Origin of the sequence: Microbacterium sp. CnD16-F, from assembly GCF_024124465.1 — a bacterium.
Classification (GTDB): Bacteria; Actinomycetota; Actinomycetes; order Actinomycetales; family Microbacteriaceae; genus Microbacterium; species Microbacterium gawkjiense.
Genome location: NZ_JAMXSA010000062.1, coordinates 1 through 15,582 on the forward strand (window position 1 = coordinate 1; position 15,582 = coordinate 15,582).

14 protein-coding genes and 1 pseudogene are annotated in these 15,582 nt (G+C 71.8%); 8 read left to right on the top strand and 7 right to left on the bottom strand.

What is annotated here, in order from left to right; genetic code table 11:
* Positions 1-224: pseudogene (locus NH287_RS13210) on the bottom strand (hypothetical protein); the annotation flags it as partial.
* Positions 225-310: 86 nt separating this feature from the next.
* Here NH287_RS13210 and NH287_RS13215 point away from each other — a divergent pair.
* On the top strand, positions 311-1,621 hold the full coding sequence (locus NH287_RS13215) for a site-2 protease family protein (protein WP_253035982.1): 1,311 nt from the start codon (positions 311-313) through the stop codon (positions 1,619-1,621).
* An 8-nt stretch (positions 1,622-1,629) separates the two neighbouring features.
* Here NH287_RS13215 and NH287_RS13220 read toward each other — a convergent pair whose 3' ends face one another.
* A complete protein-coding gene (locus tag NH287_RS13220; RefSeq protein WP_064001501.1) occupies positions 1,630-3,531 on the bottom strand; it encodes a chorismate-binding protein in 1,902 nt (633 codons plus the stop codon).
* Positions 3,532-3,770: 239 nt separating this feature from the next.
* Between NH287_RS13220 and ispG the strand changes: the two genes are divergently transcribed.
* Positions 3,771-4,901, top strand: coding sequence for a flavodoxin-dependent (E)-4-hydroxy-3-methylbut-2-enyl-diphosphate synthase (gene ispG / locus NH287_RS13225; protein ID WP_064002420.1), 1,131 nt, complete (start codon positions 3,771-3,773; stop codon positions 4,899-4,901).
* A gap of 42 nt (positions 4,902-4,943) precedes the next feature.
* On the opposite strand, the gene NH287_RS13230 is transcribed toward ispG, so the two are convergent.
* Genes NH287_RS13230 through NH287_RS13240 form a run of 3 tightly spaced genes read right to left on the bottom strand, consistent with a single transcriptional unit; the run spans position 4,944 to position 8,099 of the window.
* Positions 4,944-5,963 carry a 1-aminocyclopropane-1-carboxylate deaminase gene (locus NH287_RS13230; RefSeq protein ID WP_253035983.1) on the bottom strand — a complete coding sequence of 340 codons (1,020 nt, stop codon included), beginning with the start codon at positions 5,961-5,963 and terminating at the stop codon, positions 4,944-4,946.
* A complete protein-coding gene (locus tag NH287_RS13235; RefSeq protein ID WP_253035984.1) occupies positions 5,960-6,619 on the bottom strand; it encodes a GntR family transcriptional regulator in 660 nt (219 codons plus the stop codon). The genes NH287_RS13230 and NH287_RS13235 overlap by 4 nt, the downstream gene beginning before the upstream one ends.
* A gap of 46 nt (positions 6,620-6,665) precedes the next feature.
* Complete coding sequence (locus tag NH287_RS13240; RefSeq protein ID WP_253035985.1) at positions 6,666-8,099, bottom strand: RNB domain-containing ribonuclease; 1,434 nt, start codon at positions 8,097-8,099, stop codon at positions 6,666-6,668.
* A 260-nt stretch (positions 8,100-8,359) separates the two neighbouring features.
* On the opposite strand from NH287_RS13240, the gene NH287_RS13245 reads away from it, so the two are divergent.
* Positions 8,360-9,373 carry a hypothetical protein gene (locus NH287_RS13245; RefSeq protein ID WP_253035986.1) on the top strand — a complete coding sequence of 338 codons (1,014 nt, stop codon included), beginning with the start codon at positions 8,360-8,362 and terminating at the stop codon, positions 9,371-9,373.
* Here the strand turns inward: NH287_RS13245 and pcp are convergent.
* Positions 9,366-10,001 carry a pyroglutamyl-peptidase I gene (gene pcp, locus NH287_RS13250; RefSeq protein ID WP_253035987.1) on the bottom strand — a complete coding sequence of 212 codons (636 nt, stop codon included), beginning with the start codon at positions 9,999-10,001 and terminating at the stop codon, positions 9,366-9,368. The genes NH287_RS13245 and pcp overlap by 8 nt on opposite strands.
* A 62-nt stretch (positions 10,002-10,063) precedes the next feature.
* Between pcp and NH287_RS13255 the strand changes: the two genes are divergently transcribed.
* Positions 10,064-11,857, top strand: a complete 1,794-nt coding sequence (locus NH287_RS13255) for a proline--tRNA ligase (protein WP_253035988.1) — start codon at positions 10,064-10,066, stop codon at positions 11,855-11,857.
* 61 nt (positions 11,858-11,918) lie between these two features.
* Positions 11,919-12,998, top strand: coding sequence for a TIGR00730 family Rossman fold protein (locus tag NH287_RS13260; RefSeq protein WP_253035989.1), 1,080 nt, complete (start codon positions 11,919-11,921; stop codon positions 12,996-12,998).
* Here the strand turns inward: NH287_RS13260 and NH287_RS13265 are convergent, their stop codons facing one another.
* Positions 12,999-13,799 carry a DUF1206 domain-containing protein gene (locus NH287_RS13265; protein ID WP_253035990.1) on the bottom strand — a complete coding sequence of 267 codons (801 nt, stop codon included), beginning with the start codon at positions 13,797-13,799 and terminating at the stop codon, positions 12,999-13,001. It abuts the gene before it with no gap.
* A 120-nt stretch (positions 13,800-13,919) separates the two neighbouring features.
* Here NH287_RS13265 and nusA point away from each other — a divergent pair, with 120 nt between their 5' ends.
* The 3 genes from nusA to NH287_RS13280 all read left to right on the top strand — a co-directional run.
* Positions 13,920-14,909, top strand: a complete 990-nt coding sequence (nusA, locus tag NH287_RS13270) for a transcription termination factor NusA (protein ID WP_217531199.1) — start codon at positions 13,920-13,922, stop codon at positions 14,907-14,909.
* A 9-nt stretch (positions 14,910-14,918) separates the two neighbouring features.
* Positions 14,919-15,185 (top strand): YlxR family protein, encoded by a 267-nt coding sequence (locus NH287_RS13275; RefSeq protein ID WP_217531200.1) that lies wholly within the window; start codon positions 14,919-14,921, stop codon positions 15,183-15,185.
* A gap of 92 nt (positions 15,186-15,277) precedes the next feature.
* A partial coding sequence (locus tag NH287_RS13280; RefSeq protein ID WP_253035991.1) for a translation initiation factor IF-2 N-terminal domain-containing protein occupies positions 15,278-15,582 on the top strand: 305 nt, incomplete at its 3' end.

Consider the following 15,582-nt stretch of genomic DNA (forward strand, 5'->3'; position numbering starts at 1 on the left):
GCGGCGACGACGGCGAGCCCCGTCCGGACGGCGGAGGGCCGGGACCCCACGATCACGAGAGCGATCGGCCACGCGAGCAGCATCACGGTCGCGACGAGCCAGGGAGCGGGGGCGGTGCCCCCGCCGAGGGTGTGGGCGGCCGCCGCGGTCAGCGTCGCGACCGCAGCCGCCCCGCCCGCACGCACGACGCGCACGCGCCGCGAGTCGACGGGTCGGGGGATCACCCTCCCAACCTAGATCCGAGACGAGCCGCGATGACGGCGGCGACGTCATCGCCGCTTCATAGCGTCCGGGGGTAGCGTGTCGGCTCGTGACCGTACTCGCATTCATCATCGGCGTCGTCGTGCTGGTGGTCGGGCTCGCCGTGTCGATCGCCCTCCACGAGGTCGGACACCTCGCCCCCGCCAAGGCGTTCGGTGTCCGTGTGGGCCAGTACATGATCGGCTTCGGCCCGACCGTGTTCTCGCGCCGGGTCGGCGAGACCGAGTACGGCTTCAAGCTCCTGCCGCTCGGCGGTTACATCTCCATGGCGGGCATGTACCCGCCTTCGGCGGCGACCACGGGCGAGGGTGACGACGCGCGGCCGCGCCGCCGCCTGTTCGAGACGCTCATCCAGGACGCCCGCACGGCCAACGACGAGACGCTGCAGGGCGACGGTGCCGGGCGTGCCTTCTACCAGCTGCCGGTCTACAAGCGCGTCATCATCATGCTCGGCGGCCCCGCGATGAACCTCGTGCTCGCGATCATCCTCTTCGCGATCATGTTCTCCGGTATCGGCGTGCAGACGGCCACGACCACCGTCGCGTCGGTCAACGAGTGCGTCCTCCCGGCCGGCAGCACGCAGACCTCGTGCGCGGCGGACGATCCGGCCTCCCCGGCGGCGGCCGCCGGCATCCGTCCCGGTGACGTCCTCGTCTCGGTGGACGGCACCCCGGTCGACACCTTCGCCGAGGCGTCGGCGATCATCCAGAAGTCCCCGGACCGGCAGATCCCGGTCGTCGTCGAGCGCGGCGGCACGCGGCAGACGCTCGAGGTGACCCCGGTGCTCGCGACCCGCGAGATCGCGACGGCGGACGGCGGCACGACCACGGCCGAGGTCGGCTTCGTCGGGATGTCGGCGACCGTCGCGTTCGTGCCGCAGCCCATCTGGGACGGGCCGCAGGCGGCCCTCGCGCAGACCGGCCAGGTCGTGGGGATCATCTGGCAGCTCCCGGCCCGGGTCTACCAGACCGCCGTCGACACGATCACCGGCGCCGGTCGCGACCCGAACGGCCCCCTCTCCGTCGTCGGCGCCGGGCGACTCGCGGGCGAGGTCGCCGCGACCGAGACGCCGATCCTGAACCGCGTCTCGGGCATGCTCGCACTGCTGGGCTCGCTCAACATCGCCCTGTTCGTGTTCAACCTCGTGCCGTTGCTCCCGCTCGACGGCGGCCACGTCGTCGTCGCGCTGTGGGACGGGCTCAAGCGCGTCTGGGCGCGGATGACCGGGCGCCGCGCGCCGCGTCCGGTGGACGCGACGAAGCTCGTCCCGATCACCTACATCGTCGTGATCGGCCTGATCATCATGGGCGGCACCCTGATCCTCGCCGACATCGTCAACCCTGTGCAGCTGCTGGGCTGACGCGCGGCTCAGGCCTCGACGGGGCTGAGCGCGTGCGTGACGAGCCGCTCGAGGGTGGTGAGACCGTCGCGCGAGAGGATCGACTCGAGGTGGCCCTGCACCGACGCGTACGCGGGACCGCGCAGCGCATAGACGTCGCCGGTCCGCGCATCGGCCGACACCTCGGTCGCCCCCACGCGGGTCGTTCCCGGGGAGACGCGGGCCGTGAACGTGTTGTAGAAGCCGATGGATGCCGGGGTGCCGAAGACGTCGACGGTCTTCTGCAGGCCCTGGTGCGGGCTCGCGAGCGGCGCCAGCTCGAGTCCGAGGCGGTCGGCGAGCACCTGGTGGCTCAGGCACACCGCGAGCAGCGGCGCACCGGCATCCACCCGTTCCGCCACGATCTCGCGGAGACGGGCGATGCGGGCGCTGTCGGCGTCGCGCGGGTCGCCCGGACCCGGGCCCGAGACGACGAGGTCCGCCGCGGCGACCGCTGCCGGGGAGGCCTCGGACCAGTGCGCGATCGTCACGTCGAAGCCGAGGTGGCGCAGCTGGTGGGCGAGCATTGTCGTGAACCGGTCCTCGGCGTCCACCACGAGGGCGCGTCGCCCGGCGAGCGGACCGCGTCCCGGCTCGCCCTGGGGGTTCAGCCAGAAGGCGGCCAGGCGGGCGTTGCGCGAGGAGAGGAGCTCGGCGATGGCGGGATCCTCGGCGAGCGGCCGCGGGGCCGGGGCCGGGGCGTCCTCGTCGACGGTGCGGGCGACGACGTCGCGCGGGATCGCGCCGATGGCGCCCAGCACACCGGCCGCCTTGCCGTGGGTCTCGCCCACCTCGCCGTACGGGTCGGAGTGGCGCACGAGGGTCGCGCCCACAGGGACCCGCAGCCGGCCGTCGACGACGTACGCGGTGCGGATGAGGATCGGCGCGTCGAGGTCGTGTCCGCCGTCGGCGCGCGGCGTGAACAGGGCCGCCACGCCGGAGTAGTACCCGCGCGGGCTCTGTTCGTGGCGGGCGATGACGGTGCAGGCGTTCTGCATGGGCGAGCCGGTCACGGTGGGCGCGAACATGGTCTCGCGGAGGATGTCGCGCGGATCCATCGTGCTCGTCCCGCGGAGCATGTACTCGGTGTGCGTCAGCCGCGACATCTCCTTGAGATGCGGGCCCGTGATGCGGCCGCCGTCGCTGCAGACCGCCGACATCATCTTCAGTTCCTCGTCGACGACCATGAACAGCTCCTCGGTCTCCTTCGTGGAGGAGAGGAACTCGGTCAGGGTCTCGGCCGTCGCGCCGCCCGCCGGGTGGCGGAAGGTCCCCGAGATGGGGTTCATCGTCACGACGCCGCCCTGGGCGCTGACATGCGCCTCGGGGCTCGCGCCGACGGCAAGGTGGTCGGGCGTCGACACCAGGAACGTCCAGTAGGCGCCGCGCTCGTGCTCGAGCAGCGCACGGAACCACGTCAGACCCGCCGTCAGCGGGTCGCCGCCGACCTGCGCGACGTAGTCGCGGCGGATGACGAAGTTCGCCCCCTCGCCGCGGCCGATCTCGTCGGCGATGACCCGGCGGACGATGTCGGCGTACGCCTCGTCGTCGATGTCGAAACCGGCGTCCTCGAGGGCGACGGGCTCGGTCGGCAGCTGGGCGAGCGCCTCCGACAGGGGCAGGGAGTGCCGTTCGCCGACGACGAGGCAACGCAGCGGCGCGTCGTCGTCGTGGCACGCGAAGCCGCGCTCGACGACCTGGCGGAACGGGACGAGCGCGAGCACCTCGCGCGGGGAGCCCGCGGCATCCGTGAGGGGGATGTCGGCGAGCAGCTCGACGTCGACCACCTCGCCGGTGAGCACCTCGACGGTCGCGCCGTCGCGGGCGAGGAGGGCGAAGGGGACGCCGCGCGCGGCGAGGTCGGCGAGAATGATCGGGGCGGTGCCGGTCATGGGGGATCTTCCGTTCGGGGCGGTCGCCGGGTAAACGAGAAACGACCGCCGGGCTGTCAGCTCAGGCGGTCGTCGGGATGCACGTGGCGTCCGCCTCAGGCGGAGCGCCACCACGTGCGGTTCGCGAACATGGGGCCGAACCTACCACAGGCGACCCTCGCGGCATCCTCTCGGCCAGGTGCCGTGCCCGAGCGCCCCCCGCGGCCTAGGCTGGAGCCGTGCCAGCTGTGAACATCGGGATGCCCCGCGTGCCGGAGGTCCTCGCGCCTCGTCGCAAGAGCCGTCAGATCAAGGTCGGCAAGGTCCTCGTCGGTGGCGATGCCCCCGTCAGCGTCCAGTCGATGACGACGACGCCGACCACCAACATCAACGCGACGCTGCAGCAGATCGCCGAGCTCACCGCCTCCGGATGCGAGATCGTGCGGGTGGCCGTGCCGTCGCAGGATGACGCGGACGTCCTCCACATCATCGCCGCGAAGAGCCAGATCCCGGTGATCGCCGACATCCACTTCCAGCCGAAGTACGTGTTCCAGGCGATCGACGCCGGATGCGCGGCCGTGCGCGTGAACCCCGGCAACATCCGCAAGTTCGACGACCAGGTCGGCGCGATCGCCAAGGCGGCCCAGGCCGCGGGTGTGTCGCTGCGCATCGGCGTCAACGCCGGGTCCCTCGACCGGCGCCTGCTCGAGAAGTACGGCAAGGCGACGCCCGAGGCCCTCGTCGAGAGCGCCGTGTGGGAGGCATCCCTCTTCGAGGAGCACGACTTCCACGACTTCAAGATCTCGGTCAAGCACAACGACCCCGTCGTCATGGTGAAGGCCTACCGGCAGCTCGCCGAACGGGGCGACTGGCCGCTCCACCTCGGCGTCACCGAGGCGGGCCCCGCCTTCCAGGGCACGATCAAGAGCGCGACCGCGTTCGGGATCCTGCTCGGCGAGGGTATCGGCGACACGATCCGTGTCTCGCTGTCGGCGCCGCCCGCCGAAGAGGTCAAGGTCGGCCACCAGATCCTCCAGTCGCTGAACCTCCGCGAGCGCAAGCTCGAGATCGTGTCCTGCCCGTCGTGCGGCCGCGCGCAGGTCGACGTCTACACCCTCGCCGACAACGTCACCGAGGGCCTCAAGGACATGACGGTCCCGCTCCGCGTCGCGGTCATGGGCTGCGTCGTGAACGGTCCGGGCGAGGCCCGCGAGGCCGACCTCGGCGTCGCGTCGGGCAACGGCAAGGGGCAGATCTTCGTCAAGGGCGAGGTCATCAAGACCGTCCCCGAAGAGGACATCGTCGCCACCCTCATCGAGGAGGCCAACCGCCTCGCCGACGAGATGGGGCCGGATGCGCCCCTCGGAACGGCGCAGGTCGTCACCTCCTGACGCGAAGCGGATGCCGGGCGGTCCCGGCATCGGCTGTTTTCGTCAGCTCCAGAGGGAGTGGTAGGCGTTGATCGCCGGCTGCCCGCCCAGGTGCGCATAGAGGACGGTCGAGTCCTTCGGGATGTCGCCGCTCTTCACGAGGTCGATGAGACCGGCGAGCGACTTGCCCTCGTAGACGGGGTCGGTGATCATCGCCTCGAGCTGCGCGCCGAGCGCCATCGCCGCCATCGTGGAATCCACCGGGATGCCGTAGAGGTCGCCTGCCCACCCCTCGAGCACCTGGATCTCGTCGTCGCGCAGGTCGCGGCCGACTTCGATGAGTTCCGCGGTGTGGCGTGCGATCCTGGCGACCTGGTCGCGCGTCTTCTGCAGCGTCGCGGAGGCGTCGATGCCGATGACCCGTCGCGTCACCCCGGTCAGCTCCTCGAGGGCGGCGAAGCCCGCGATCATGCCGGCGTGCGTCGAGCCGGTCACCGTGCAGACGATGATCGTGTCGAAGAAGACGCCCAGCTGCTTCTCCTGCTCGGCCACCTCGAAGGCCCAGTTCGCGAAGCCGAGGCCGCCGAGGCGGTGCTCGGAGGCTCCGGCGGGGATGGGGTAGGGGGTGCCACCGGCATCCTCCACCTCTTGCAGCGCCTGCTTCCAGGAGTCACGGATGCCGATGTCGAACCCGGCGTCGTCGAGGCGGGAGTCCGCGCCCATCATGCGCGAGAGCAGGATGTTGCCGACCTTGTCGTTGACGGGCTCGTCCCACGGGACCCACTTCTCCTGGACGAGCCGCGCCTTCAGACCCAGGTGCGCGGCGACCGCGGCCACCTGACGCGTGTGGTTGGACTGGTAGCCGCCGATCGAGACGATCGTGTCGGCGCCGCTGGCGAGGATGTCGGGGACGATGTACTCGAGCTTGCGGGTCTTGTTGCCGCCGAACGCGAGTCCGCTCGAGACGTCCTCGCGCTTGGCCCAGATCTCGGCTCCACCGAGGTGCTGGGTGAGGCGCTTGAGGTGCTGCAGAGGGCTCGCGCCGAAGGTCAGCGGGTGGCGCGGGAACTGGTCGAGGATCACGGGGTCTCCTGGGTGGTGTCGGTGAGCAGGTCGAGCCAGAGGCCTTCGGCCACGGCTGCCGCGGCCTGCGCGTCGCGCGCCGCGCAGTGGCGGATGAGCTCGGCATGGCGGGTGGCGGAGGCGGTCGCGTCGTTCGAGGCGAAGCGCAGGCGCTCGGCGCGTTCGAGGACCGGTCCGTAGAGGGCGAGGACGGTGCGCACGGCCTCGTTGTCGGCGCGGTCGACGGCGACGGCGTGGAACGCGTGGTCGGCAGCGAGGGCGGCGGACGTGTCGCCCGCGTCGTGTGCGGCGACGAACGCGTCGTTCGCCTGACGCATGCGGTCGATGTCGTCGTCGGTGAACCGGGGTGTCGCCTCGACGACCGCGACCCGGTGCATCGCGGCGACGACCGCCGCGGCATCCCGGACCTTGTCGTCGTCGACGGGAGCGACGACGGTCGACCGGCCCGGGAGGGCGAGGACGAGGCCGGAGCGGGCCAGGTCGAGGAGCGCTTCGCGGACGGGGGTGCGGGAGACCCCGAGCCACGTGGCGAGCTCGACGTCGCGCAGCTGCTCGCCGGGGGCGAGGGTCCCGTCGACGATCGCGTCGCGCAGTCTCGTGCGGACTTCGTCGCGCAGCAGCCCGCGCGGGGGAAGGGAGGTCGAGGGCACCGGCATGCAATATATTGCACACCCGACGGCGGCCGGACGCAAATCGGCGCGCTCAGGCGGGCGCGAACTCGACCTTTCCGGAGGCGACGTCGGCGGCGACGAGGCGCACCCGGATCGTCGCGCCGGGCTCGGCGTCGACGCCCGCGACCGTCGTCTCGAGGGGCGGGACCGTCAGGGCGACCCGCCCGCCGTTCTCGCGGCGACGGAGCACGACGGCGTCGAAGACCTCGCCCTCGCGACCGCGGAGGACCGCTGCGGCGACGTGCTCGATCGCGGCGGCGTCCACCTGCGACGCGACGCGCGAGGATCGTTCCATCGCCTCGGGCAGCTCCGTCAGCGACCCGCGGACCTCGGCCGGCACCTCCTCGCCGTTCGCGAGCGCGTGGCACACGAGCAGCGACCAGCGATCGACGAGGCGCCGCAGCGGCGCGGTCGTGTGCGCGTAGGGCGCGGCAAGGGCCGCCTGCGTCACGAGGTCCGGTACCTCGCCGTCGAGGACGGTGTACCCCGCTCCGCGGAAGAGGCCCGCGGCCTGCTCGCGGATCGCGCGGCCGACCGGGGTCCGCGGCAGATCGCGGAGGTAGTCGCCGTAGGGGACGTCCGGGTGCCACGGCACGCCGAGCCCGACGGTCTGCGCGCGGAACGCCGCGACGTCCTCCTCGGATGCCGGGGGCATCGTCCGGAGGATGCCCACCTTGCCGGCGAGCATGATCTCCGCGGCGGCCATCCCGGTCAACAGCGACACCTGGGCGTTCGCGTCCTCGAGCGGCACGCCCTCGTCGGCCTGCAGGTCGTACCCCTCGGGCGTCGCCACGACCCGGATCTCGGGCAGGTTCAGGCTGGCGCCGCCGCGCTCGCTCTCGCGCCGGGCGCGCTCGTCGCCGAACCACACGAGGTGCTGGATCGTCTCGGGGGCGTCGCCGCGCCCCAGCGCCGCCTGCGCGTCGACGTACGACCACTGCGCGCGGGACCGGATGACCCCGCGTGCGAGCGTGACGGCGGCTGGGCGGGCACCGGCATCCAGCTCGAAACGCCAGACGAAGGCGCGCCGGTCGCGATCCGGTAGCAACGAGGCCGCGTCCTCGCTGAGGACGGCCGGGTGCAGCGGGATGCGGCCATCGGGCGCGTAGACGGTCTGGCCGCGCCGCCGCGCCTCCGCGTCGACGGCGCCGCCCATCGGCACGAACGCGGGCACGTCGGCGATCGCGTAGTGCAGGATGCCGCCGCCGTCCGCGGTCCGCTCGAGGTGGACGGCCTGGTCGAGGTCGGTCGAGCCCTCGGGGTCGATCGTGAGGAACGGGATGCCGCGCAGGTCGTCGAGCTCCGCGGACGCCGACACCGGGACCTCGCGTGCCGCCCGCTCCGCCGCGGCCTGGACCTCGGCGGGGAAAGCGCCCGGCAGATCGAACCGCTCGCGCAGTGCGCCGAGTGCGGCACTCAGTTCCGACTGGACGGGGGAGACGAGGCGAGCGCGGCGGGAGGGCACGCGGTCAGTGTAGGCCGGGCTGCCTCAGCGGGTTCCTCGATTGCATCCAGCGCGCTCGTAACGGCGGCGCATACCGTGAGCGGCATGAGCAAGCTCTCGCGACTGATCGGCGGGTGAGCAGGTCTCCGGCCTCGGGGAGCAGATCTCGGGCTTCGGGGAGAACCTCGGCGGCTTCGGGCTGCCCGGACTCGACGACATCTTCGGCCGCTGAATCCTCGCGCATCCTCGCGCGCGTAGGCGCGCTCTCGTAGTGTCACCTCATGAGCACTCGGGGGAGCGGTACACGTCGTCGGATCACCGGAACGAGCCTGGCGGCTGCGGCCGCCGTCCTGCTGCTGGCCGGATGCGCGGGTGCCGTCGAGGCATCCCCGTCCCCCTCTTCGGCGTCACCGTCCGCGCCGTCCGCCGGACCGTCGCCCTCGCCGGAGGAGACGGATGCCGAAGCTCAGGGCATCTCTGCGACGTGCGATGACCTGCTCGCCGATCCCTCGCTGAGCGATGCGACCGGCTCGGCGTCGTCGGCGGAACCCGACGGCCTGTGGTCGACGGCGGCGGAGGTGGCGGGCGGGCTCGTCTGCGGGTTCGACTCCTCCCGACTGTCGGGCACGATCGTCGCGCTGCCCGCCGACCGAGCCGGGTCGGTGGCCGCCGCGGCGGAGGCCGCATGCGCCCCGTCGTATGATGCCGTCGAATGCATCGGGACGGGTGCCGCGGATGGTATGGCCGTCGCCGTGTCGTTCCTCGCCGTGGAGCAGACGCAGGCGCAGACCGATCTCGTGACGCGCCTGCGCGACGCCGCGCTCGACGCGGTGCGCGCCGCCGATCGGGCGCCGCTCGCCGAACCGGCGGCGCTGCCCCCGTCGTGCACCGAGCTCGGTGACGCCATCGACCCGTCCGCCGTGCTGCGCGCCGAGGAGGTGTTCCCGGAGCCGATCATGGAGGGCGACCTCCCGTTCGACCGGCGGACCGTCGAGGCGGCGGAGCTCGTGCGCGCCTGCGACTGGTCCGAGTTGACCGACTCCCGAGAGCTGCAGGTCGTCATCCTCCCGGGTGGAGCGGAGAAGTGGGACGAGGTGAGCGACCGGCTCGGCGGCACTGCTGCGTCCGTCGACGGCGCCGACGCCACCGAGGTCCAGGAGGACAACCGCGTCCGGCTCCTCGTCCGCGGAAGTGTCGACCTGATCCTGGTCGAAGGCCGGTTCGGCGATCCCGAGCGAGCCGTCAGCCCGGAGGATCTCCGGACGGTGGCGCAGAAGCTCCTCGCCCTCAGCTGATCTCGCCGCCGACCCCGCCGGCGTCGTCACCGGCGTCGAGCGACACCCGGACCGCGACCTCGAGCGCGTCGACGAGGCGGTCGAAGGGCAGCGACGGCACGTCGCCGGGCCCGGTGCCGTCCGCCCACGGGAGGTGGACGAATCCCGCGCGCACCGGGGCACCGTCCGTGGCGTGCAGGGCGGCGTACATCACCGCGTTGCAGACGAACGTGCCGGCCGTGTGCGAGACGGTGGACGGGATGCCGCGGTCCGTGAGTGCCGCACCGATCGCCTTGACGGGGAGCGTCGCGAAGTACGCCGCGGGCCCGCCGTCGACGACGGGGGCGTCCTGGGGGCGGTGGCCTGCGTTGTCGGGGATGCGGGCGTCGGCCAGGTTCACGGCCACGCGTTCGGGGGTTACGGCCGCACGACCGCCGGCCAGACCCGTGGCGACCACGACATCCGGTCGATGCTCCTCGAGGAGCGCGGCCAGACGTGCCGTCGCACCGTCGAAGGTGACGGGCAGCACCTCGGTGATGAGGCGCTCGGGTCCGCGCCAGCGCGCGGCGAGTGCGCGGACGGCATCCCCCGACGGGTTCACCGCGTCGCCGGCGAACGGTTCGAATCCGGTCAGGAGGACGGTGCGCATCCCTTCAGGCTAAGCGCCTCGCCGCCACGGCGTCCCGGCCCGCGCACCTAGACTTGACCCTCGTGGTCACCCGTCTCTCGACATACTTCCTCCGCACGCTCCGCGAAGACCCGGCCGACGCCGAGGTCACCAGTCACCGCCTGCTGGTGCGCGCCGGCTACATCCGCCGCGCCGCCCCCGGCGTCTTCACCTGGCTGCCGCTCGGCCTGCGGGTGAAGGCGAAGCTCGAGCAGATCATCCGCGAGGAGATGGCGAACGCGGGGGCCTTCGAGGTCCACTTCCCCGCGCTGCTGCCGCGTGAGCCGTACGAGCAGTCCGGACGCTGGACCTCCTACGGCGACGGGATCTTCCGCCTGCAGGACCGCAAGGGCGCCGATTACCTGCTCGCTCCCACGCACGAGGAGATGTTCACGCTCCTCGTGAAGGACCTGTACTCCTCGTACAAGGATCTGCCGCTGACGATCTTCCAGATCCAGGACAAGTACCGGGATGAGGCGCGTCCCCGCGCGGGCCTGCTGCGCGGCCGTGAGTTCACGATGAAGGACGCCTACTCGTTCGACTACACCGACGAGGGGCAGGACGTCTCGTACCAGTCGCAGCGCGACGCGTACGAGCGGATCTTCACGCGCCTCGGCCTGGAGTACGTCATCGTCGCCGCCGACAACGGACTGATGGGCGGTGCGCGCAGCGAGGAGTTCCTGCACCCGATCGCCGTCGGCGAGGACACCTTCGTCCGGTCCGCCGGCGGCTACGCGGCCAACGTCGAGGCCTTCACGACGGTCGTGCCCGACGCCCTTCCGCTGCCCGACGGCGCCCCGGTCGTCTTCGACTCCCCGGACACCCCGACGATCGACACGCTCGTCGCGCACGCCAACGCCCACCTCGACGCCCCGGCGCCCGGCATCGCCGGTCCCGCGACGGACGGCGCCGACACCTGGACGGCGGCCCACACGCTGAAGAACGTCGTCCTCGCCCTCACGCACCTCGACGGCACGCGCGAACTCGTGATCGTCGGCCTGCCCGGCGACCGCGACGTGGACGACAAGCGGGCGGAGGTCGCCTTCGCACCCGCCGCCGTCGAAGCGGCGACCGAGGCCGACTTCGCGAAGCACCCCGGCCTTGTGAAGGGGTACATCGGACCCTGGTCGCCGAACGGTCCGGTCCTCGGCGAGGAGTCGACCACCGGCATCCGCTACCTCGTCGACCCCCGCGTCGTCGAGGGCACCGCCTGGGTCACCGGCGCGAACGAGCACGAGAAGCACGCCCACTCCGTCGTCGCGGGCCGCGACTTCACGCCCGACGGCGTCATCGACATCTCGGACGTCCGGGCCGGCGACCCCGCCCCCGACGGTTCGGGGCCGGTCGAGCTCGCGCGCGGCATGGAGATCGGGCACGTCTTCCAGCTGGGACGCTTCTTCGCCGAGACGCTGGGGCTCAAGGTCCTCGACGAGAACGGCAAGCTCGTGACGGTGACGATGGGCTCGTACGGCATCGGCGTGACCCGCATCCTCGCGATCCTCGCGGAGCTCAACAACGACGACCGCGGCCTCATCTGGCCCGAGTCGATCGCGCCGTTCGACGTGCACGTCGTCGCGACCGGTCGCGACGCGGTGGCGTTCGAGCTCGCCGAGAAGCTCGCCGCCGACCTCGAGGCCGCGGGCCGCGACGTGCTGCTCGACGACCGGCCGAAGGTCTCGCCGGGCGTGAAGTTCGGCGACGCCGAGCTGGTCGGCGTGCCGTGGATCCTCATCGTCGGACGCGGCGCCGCCGACGGCCAGGTCGAGCTGTGGGATCGCCGCTCGGGCGAGCGGTCGACCCTGGCCGCCGCCGACGCGATCGCGGCGCTCACCGCCTGAGCTGCGGCATCCGTTCTCATCCGTTCACCCGACGGATGCCGGATCGTGACAGCCTGGGAAGATGTCGCCGAGTCCCACCTCTTCCCTCGACGGTGACGTCACCGACGCCGTCCGTGCCCTCCTGACCGACGCCGGGGTGACCGACGACGCCGATCTCGTGGCCCGCATCCTCGAGACGGGACTCGGGATGGGGGTCGACGACACCGACCGGCTCGACCTGAAGATCGCGTCGGCGGCGCTGTCGGAGATGCGCTCCGCGTTCGGGCTGTTCGCGCCCTACCGCGGGACGCCGAAGGTGACGATCTTCGGCTCGGCGCGCACCCGGGCGAACGACCCGCTGTATCGCGCGGCCGCCGAGATCGCCGGCGCGCTCGCGCAGCGCGGCTGGATGATCGTGACCGGCGCCGGTCCCGGCATCATGCAGGCCGCGGCGGAGGGCGCGGGTCCCGAGCACTCGCTCGGGGTGTCGATCCGGCTGCCGTTCGAGGAGAAGCCGAACGCCGTGATCGCCGAGGCGGACCGCGTCGTCGCGATGAAGTACTTCTTCACGCGCAAGCTCATGCTCGTCAAGGAGTCGCGCGGGTTCGTCTGCGTCCCGGGGGGTTTCGGCACGCTCGACGAGCTGTTCGAGCTGCTCACCCTGCAGCAGACCGGCAAGGCCGAGCCGACGCCGATCGTGCTGCTCGACGCACCCGGGGGGACGTTCTGGCAGGGACTCGAGCGGTTCGCGTCCGACCATCTCATCCCGTCGGGGGTGATCTCGCCCGGCGACCTCGACCGTGTCCTCGTGACCGATTCGGTCGCGGCGGCGGAGGCCGAGATCACCGGGTTCTGGCGCAACTACGACTCGCTGCGGTGGATCGGTTCCCGCCTCGTGCTGCGGTTGTGCGCGGAGCCGACGGATGCCGAGGTCGCAGACCTCAGCGACCGTTTCTCGCACCTGCTCACCGGGGGCCGCATCCAGCGCACCGCACCCCTGCGCCGCGAGCGTCAGGACGACGATCGGCTGGAGATGCCCCGCCTGCTCCTGGACTTCGACCGGCGCCGTATCGGCGAGCTGCACCGCCTCATCCGCGCGATCAACGCGCTCCCCTCGGCGCCCCCGGCGACGCCGCCGACCGAGCCCCACGCCGTCGGCTGATCAGAGCTTCGCGTAGCGGGTGCGGAGGAAGCTGAAGATCGCGTAGACGACGAGGCCGAGCCCCACGAGGAAGACGAGGACGGGACCGATCATCTGCGAGAGGAGGGCCTCGATGGCGGCGTCGAAGCCGCCGGCGGCCGCGGAGTCCTGCTTCACCGCCGCGACGATGAGGAGGATGCCGACGATGAGCACCGACACCCCCTTGCCGATGTAGCCGAGGATCCCCGACACGGTCACAGCGACGCCCAGCGCGCCGTCCGGGATGCGGACCTGCTTGTCGAAGGATCGGCGGACACCGATCGACGCGAAGACGAGCGCTCCGATCACGAGGCCGACGCCGGCCGCAGCGACGACGAAGACCCCGCCGGGGGTGTCCAGGAGACCGCGCGTGATCTGCTGCGCGGTGCGGTCGCCGTCGGGGCGCGCCCCCAGCGCGATGGCGACGGCGATGGCGCCGAGGGCGAGGTAGACGACAGACTGCCCGGCCGCCGAGCCGCGCCTGCCCCACGCCGCGGCATCCTTCCCCTTCACGAGGCAGGCGCGCAGGGCCTGGAACAGTCCGAGCCCGGTCAGGAGGAGGCCGAGGATCCAGACGAGCACGAGCCCGAGCGGCGCGTCCAACAGGGCCTTGAAGACCCCTGCCTGGTCCGATTCACCTCGGCCGCCGAACGAGATGACGATGACGACGACGCCGAAGACGAGGTGCACGACGCCGTTGGCGGCGTACCCGCCGCGGGCCAGGATGCGCGCGACGGGCGAGCGGCGCACAGTCTGTGCGACATCCTCCACGGCATCGGTCATCCGTCGATCTTCTCAGGTCACCCGCGATCCGATCGGGTAACGTTGACGGGATGCCGCGACGCACCGGGATGCCGGGCGTGATCGCGGCGCCGTGTTGAGCAACTGAAAAGGGAGGCACCTGTGGACATCGACCTGGGGCTGCTGAGGACTGTCGAGCGCGAGCGGGAGATCCCGTTCGAGGAACTGGTCCGGATCATCGAGCAGGCCATCCTGACCGCTTACGCGAAGCACACGTCCCCCGACGGTGAACTCCCCGAGGGCGCGCGCGCCCGGCTCGACCGCAAGACCGGTCACGTCGCCGTGTACATCCCGCTGCGCGACGAGGAGGGCGCCGTCATCGGCGAGGAGGAGTCCACGCCGGACGACTTCGGCCGGATCGCCGCCTTCGCCGCCAAGCAGGTCATCAGCCAGCGTCTGCGCGACATCGCCGACGACGCGGTGCTCGGCGAGTTCAAGGGCAAGGAGGGCGACATCGTCGCGGGCGTGGTCCAGCAGGGCCCGAACCCGCGCATGGTGCACGTCGACCTCGGCACGATCGAGGCGATCCTCCCTCCCGAGGAGCAGGTCCCCGGCGAGGACTACGCCCACGGCTCCCGCCTGCGCGTTTACGTGACCTCGGTCTCGAAGGGCCTCAAGGGGCCGCAGATCACCGTCTCGCGGACGCACCCGGGTCTCGTCCGCAAGCTCTTCGCCCTCGAGGTGCCCGAGATCGCGTCGGGTGTCGTCGAGATCGTCTCGCTCGCCCGTGAGGCCGGCCACCGCACCAAGATCGCCGTCAAGGCGAACGACCCCGCCGTCAACGCGAAGGGCGCCTGCATCGGCGAACTGGGCCGCCGCGTGCGCGCGGTCACCGAGGAGCTCGGCGGCGAGAAGATCGACATCGTCGACTACGACGAGACCCTGCCGAAGTTCGTCGCGAACGCCCTCTCGCCGGCGAAGGTCACCTCGAGCTTCGTGCTCGACCAGGCCACGAAGGCCGTGCGTGCCCTCGTCCCCGACTACCAGCTGTCGCTGGCGATCGGGAAGGAAGGCCAGAACGCCCGGCTCGCCGCGAAATTGACCGGCGCGAAGATCGACATCCAGCCCGACAGCATTCTCGACGAGTCCTGACGCGGTAGGATGGAACCTGTTCGAACGTGCGTGGGATGCCGCGCGCGTGCCCCCCGGTCCTCGTTGCTCCGCATCGTGGCCCGGGACGGTGCCCTCGTCATCGACGAGAAGGCCGTCCTGCCGGGTCGGGGCGCGTGGGTGCATGACACGGACACCTGCGTGACGACCGCTCTCAAGCGGCGGGCATTCGGACGCGCACTACGGGCATCCACTCCGCTGGACACAGCGGGACTGGATGCGCGGACCACCAGAGAATCCCTCCAGCGAAACGGCTGAACGGCTATGGACACAAAGTGAACGGCTCGAAATGAGACCCGTCCGCGAATGACGGTCCGCCCTGTCCGGGGCGGGCCCCAGACAGGAGAATTGTGGCAAAACCACGCGTGCACGAGATCGCTTCCGAGCTCGGCGTCGACAGTAAGGTCGCCCTCGCGAAGCTGAAGGAGCTCGGCGAATTCGTCAAGAGCCCCTCATCCACCATCGAGCCCCCCGTGGCTCGCAAGCTCCGCGCCGCCCTCGAGGCGGAAGGCGTGAAGGCACCTGCCGCCGCGCCCGCGAAGCCCGCGGCGAAGGCCCCGACATCCGGTGCGACCCCCGGTCCCCGCCCGTCGGCACCCAAGCCCGCCCCGGCCCCCGAGCCCCGCCTCATCGCGGACGCGATCGCCGCCGGTGA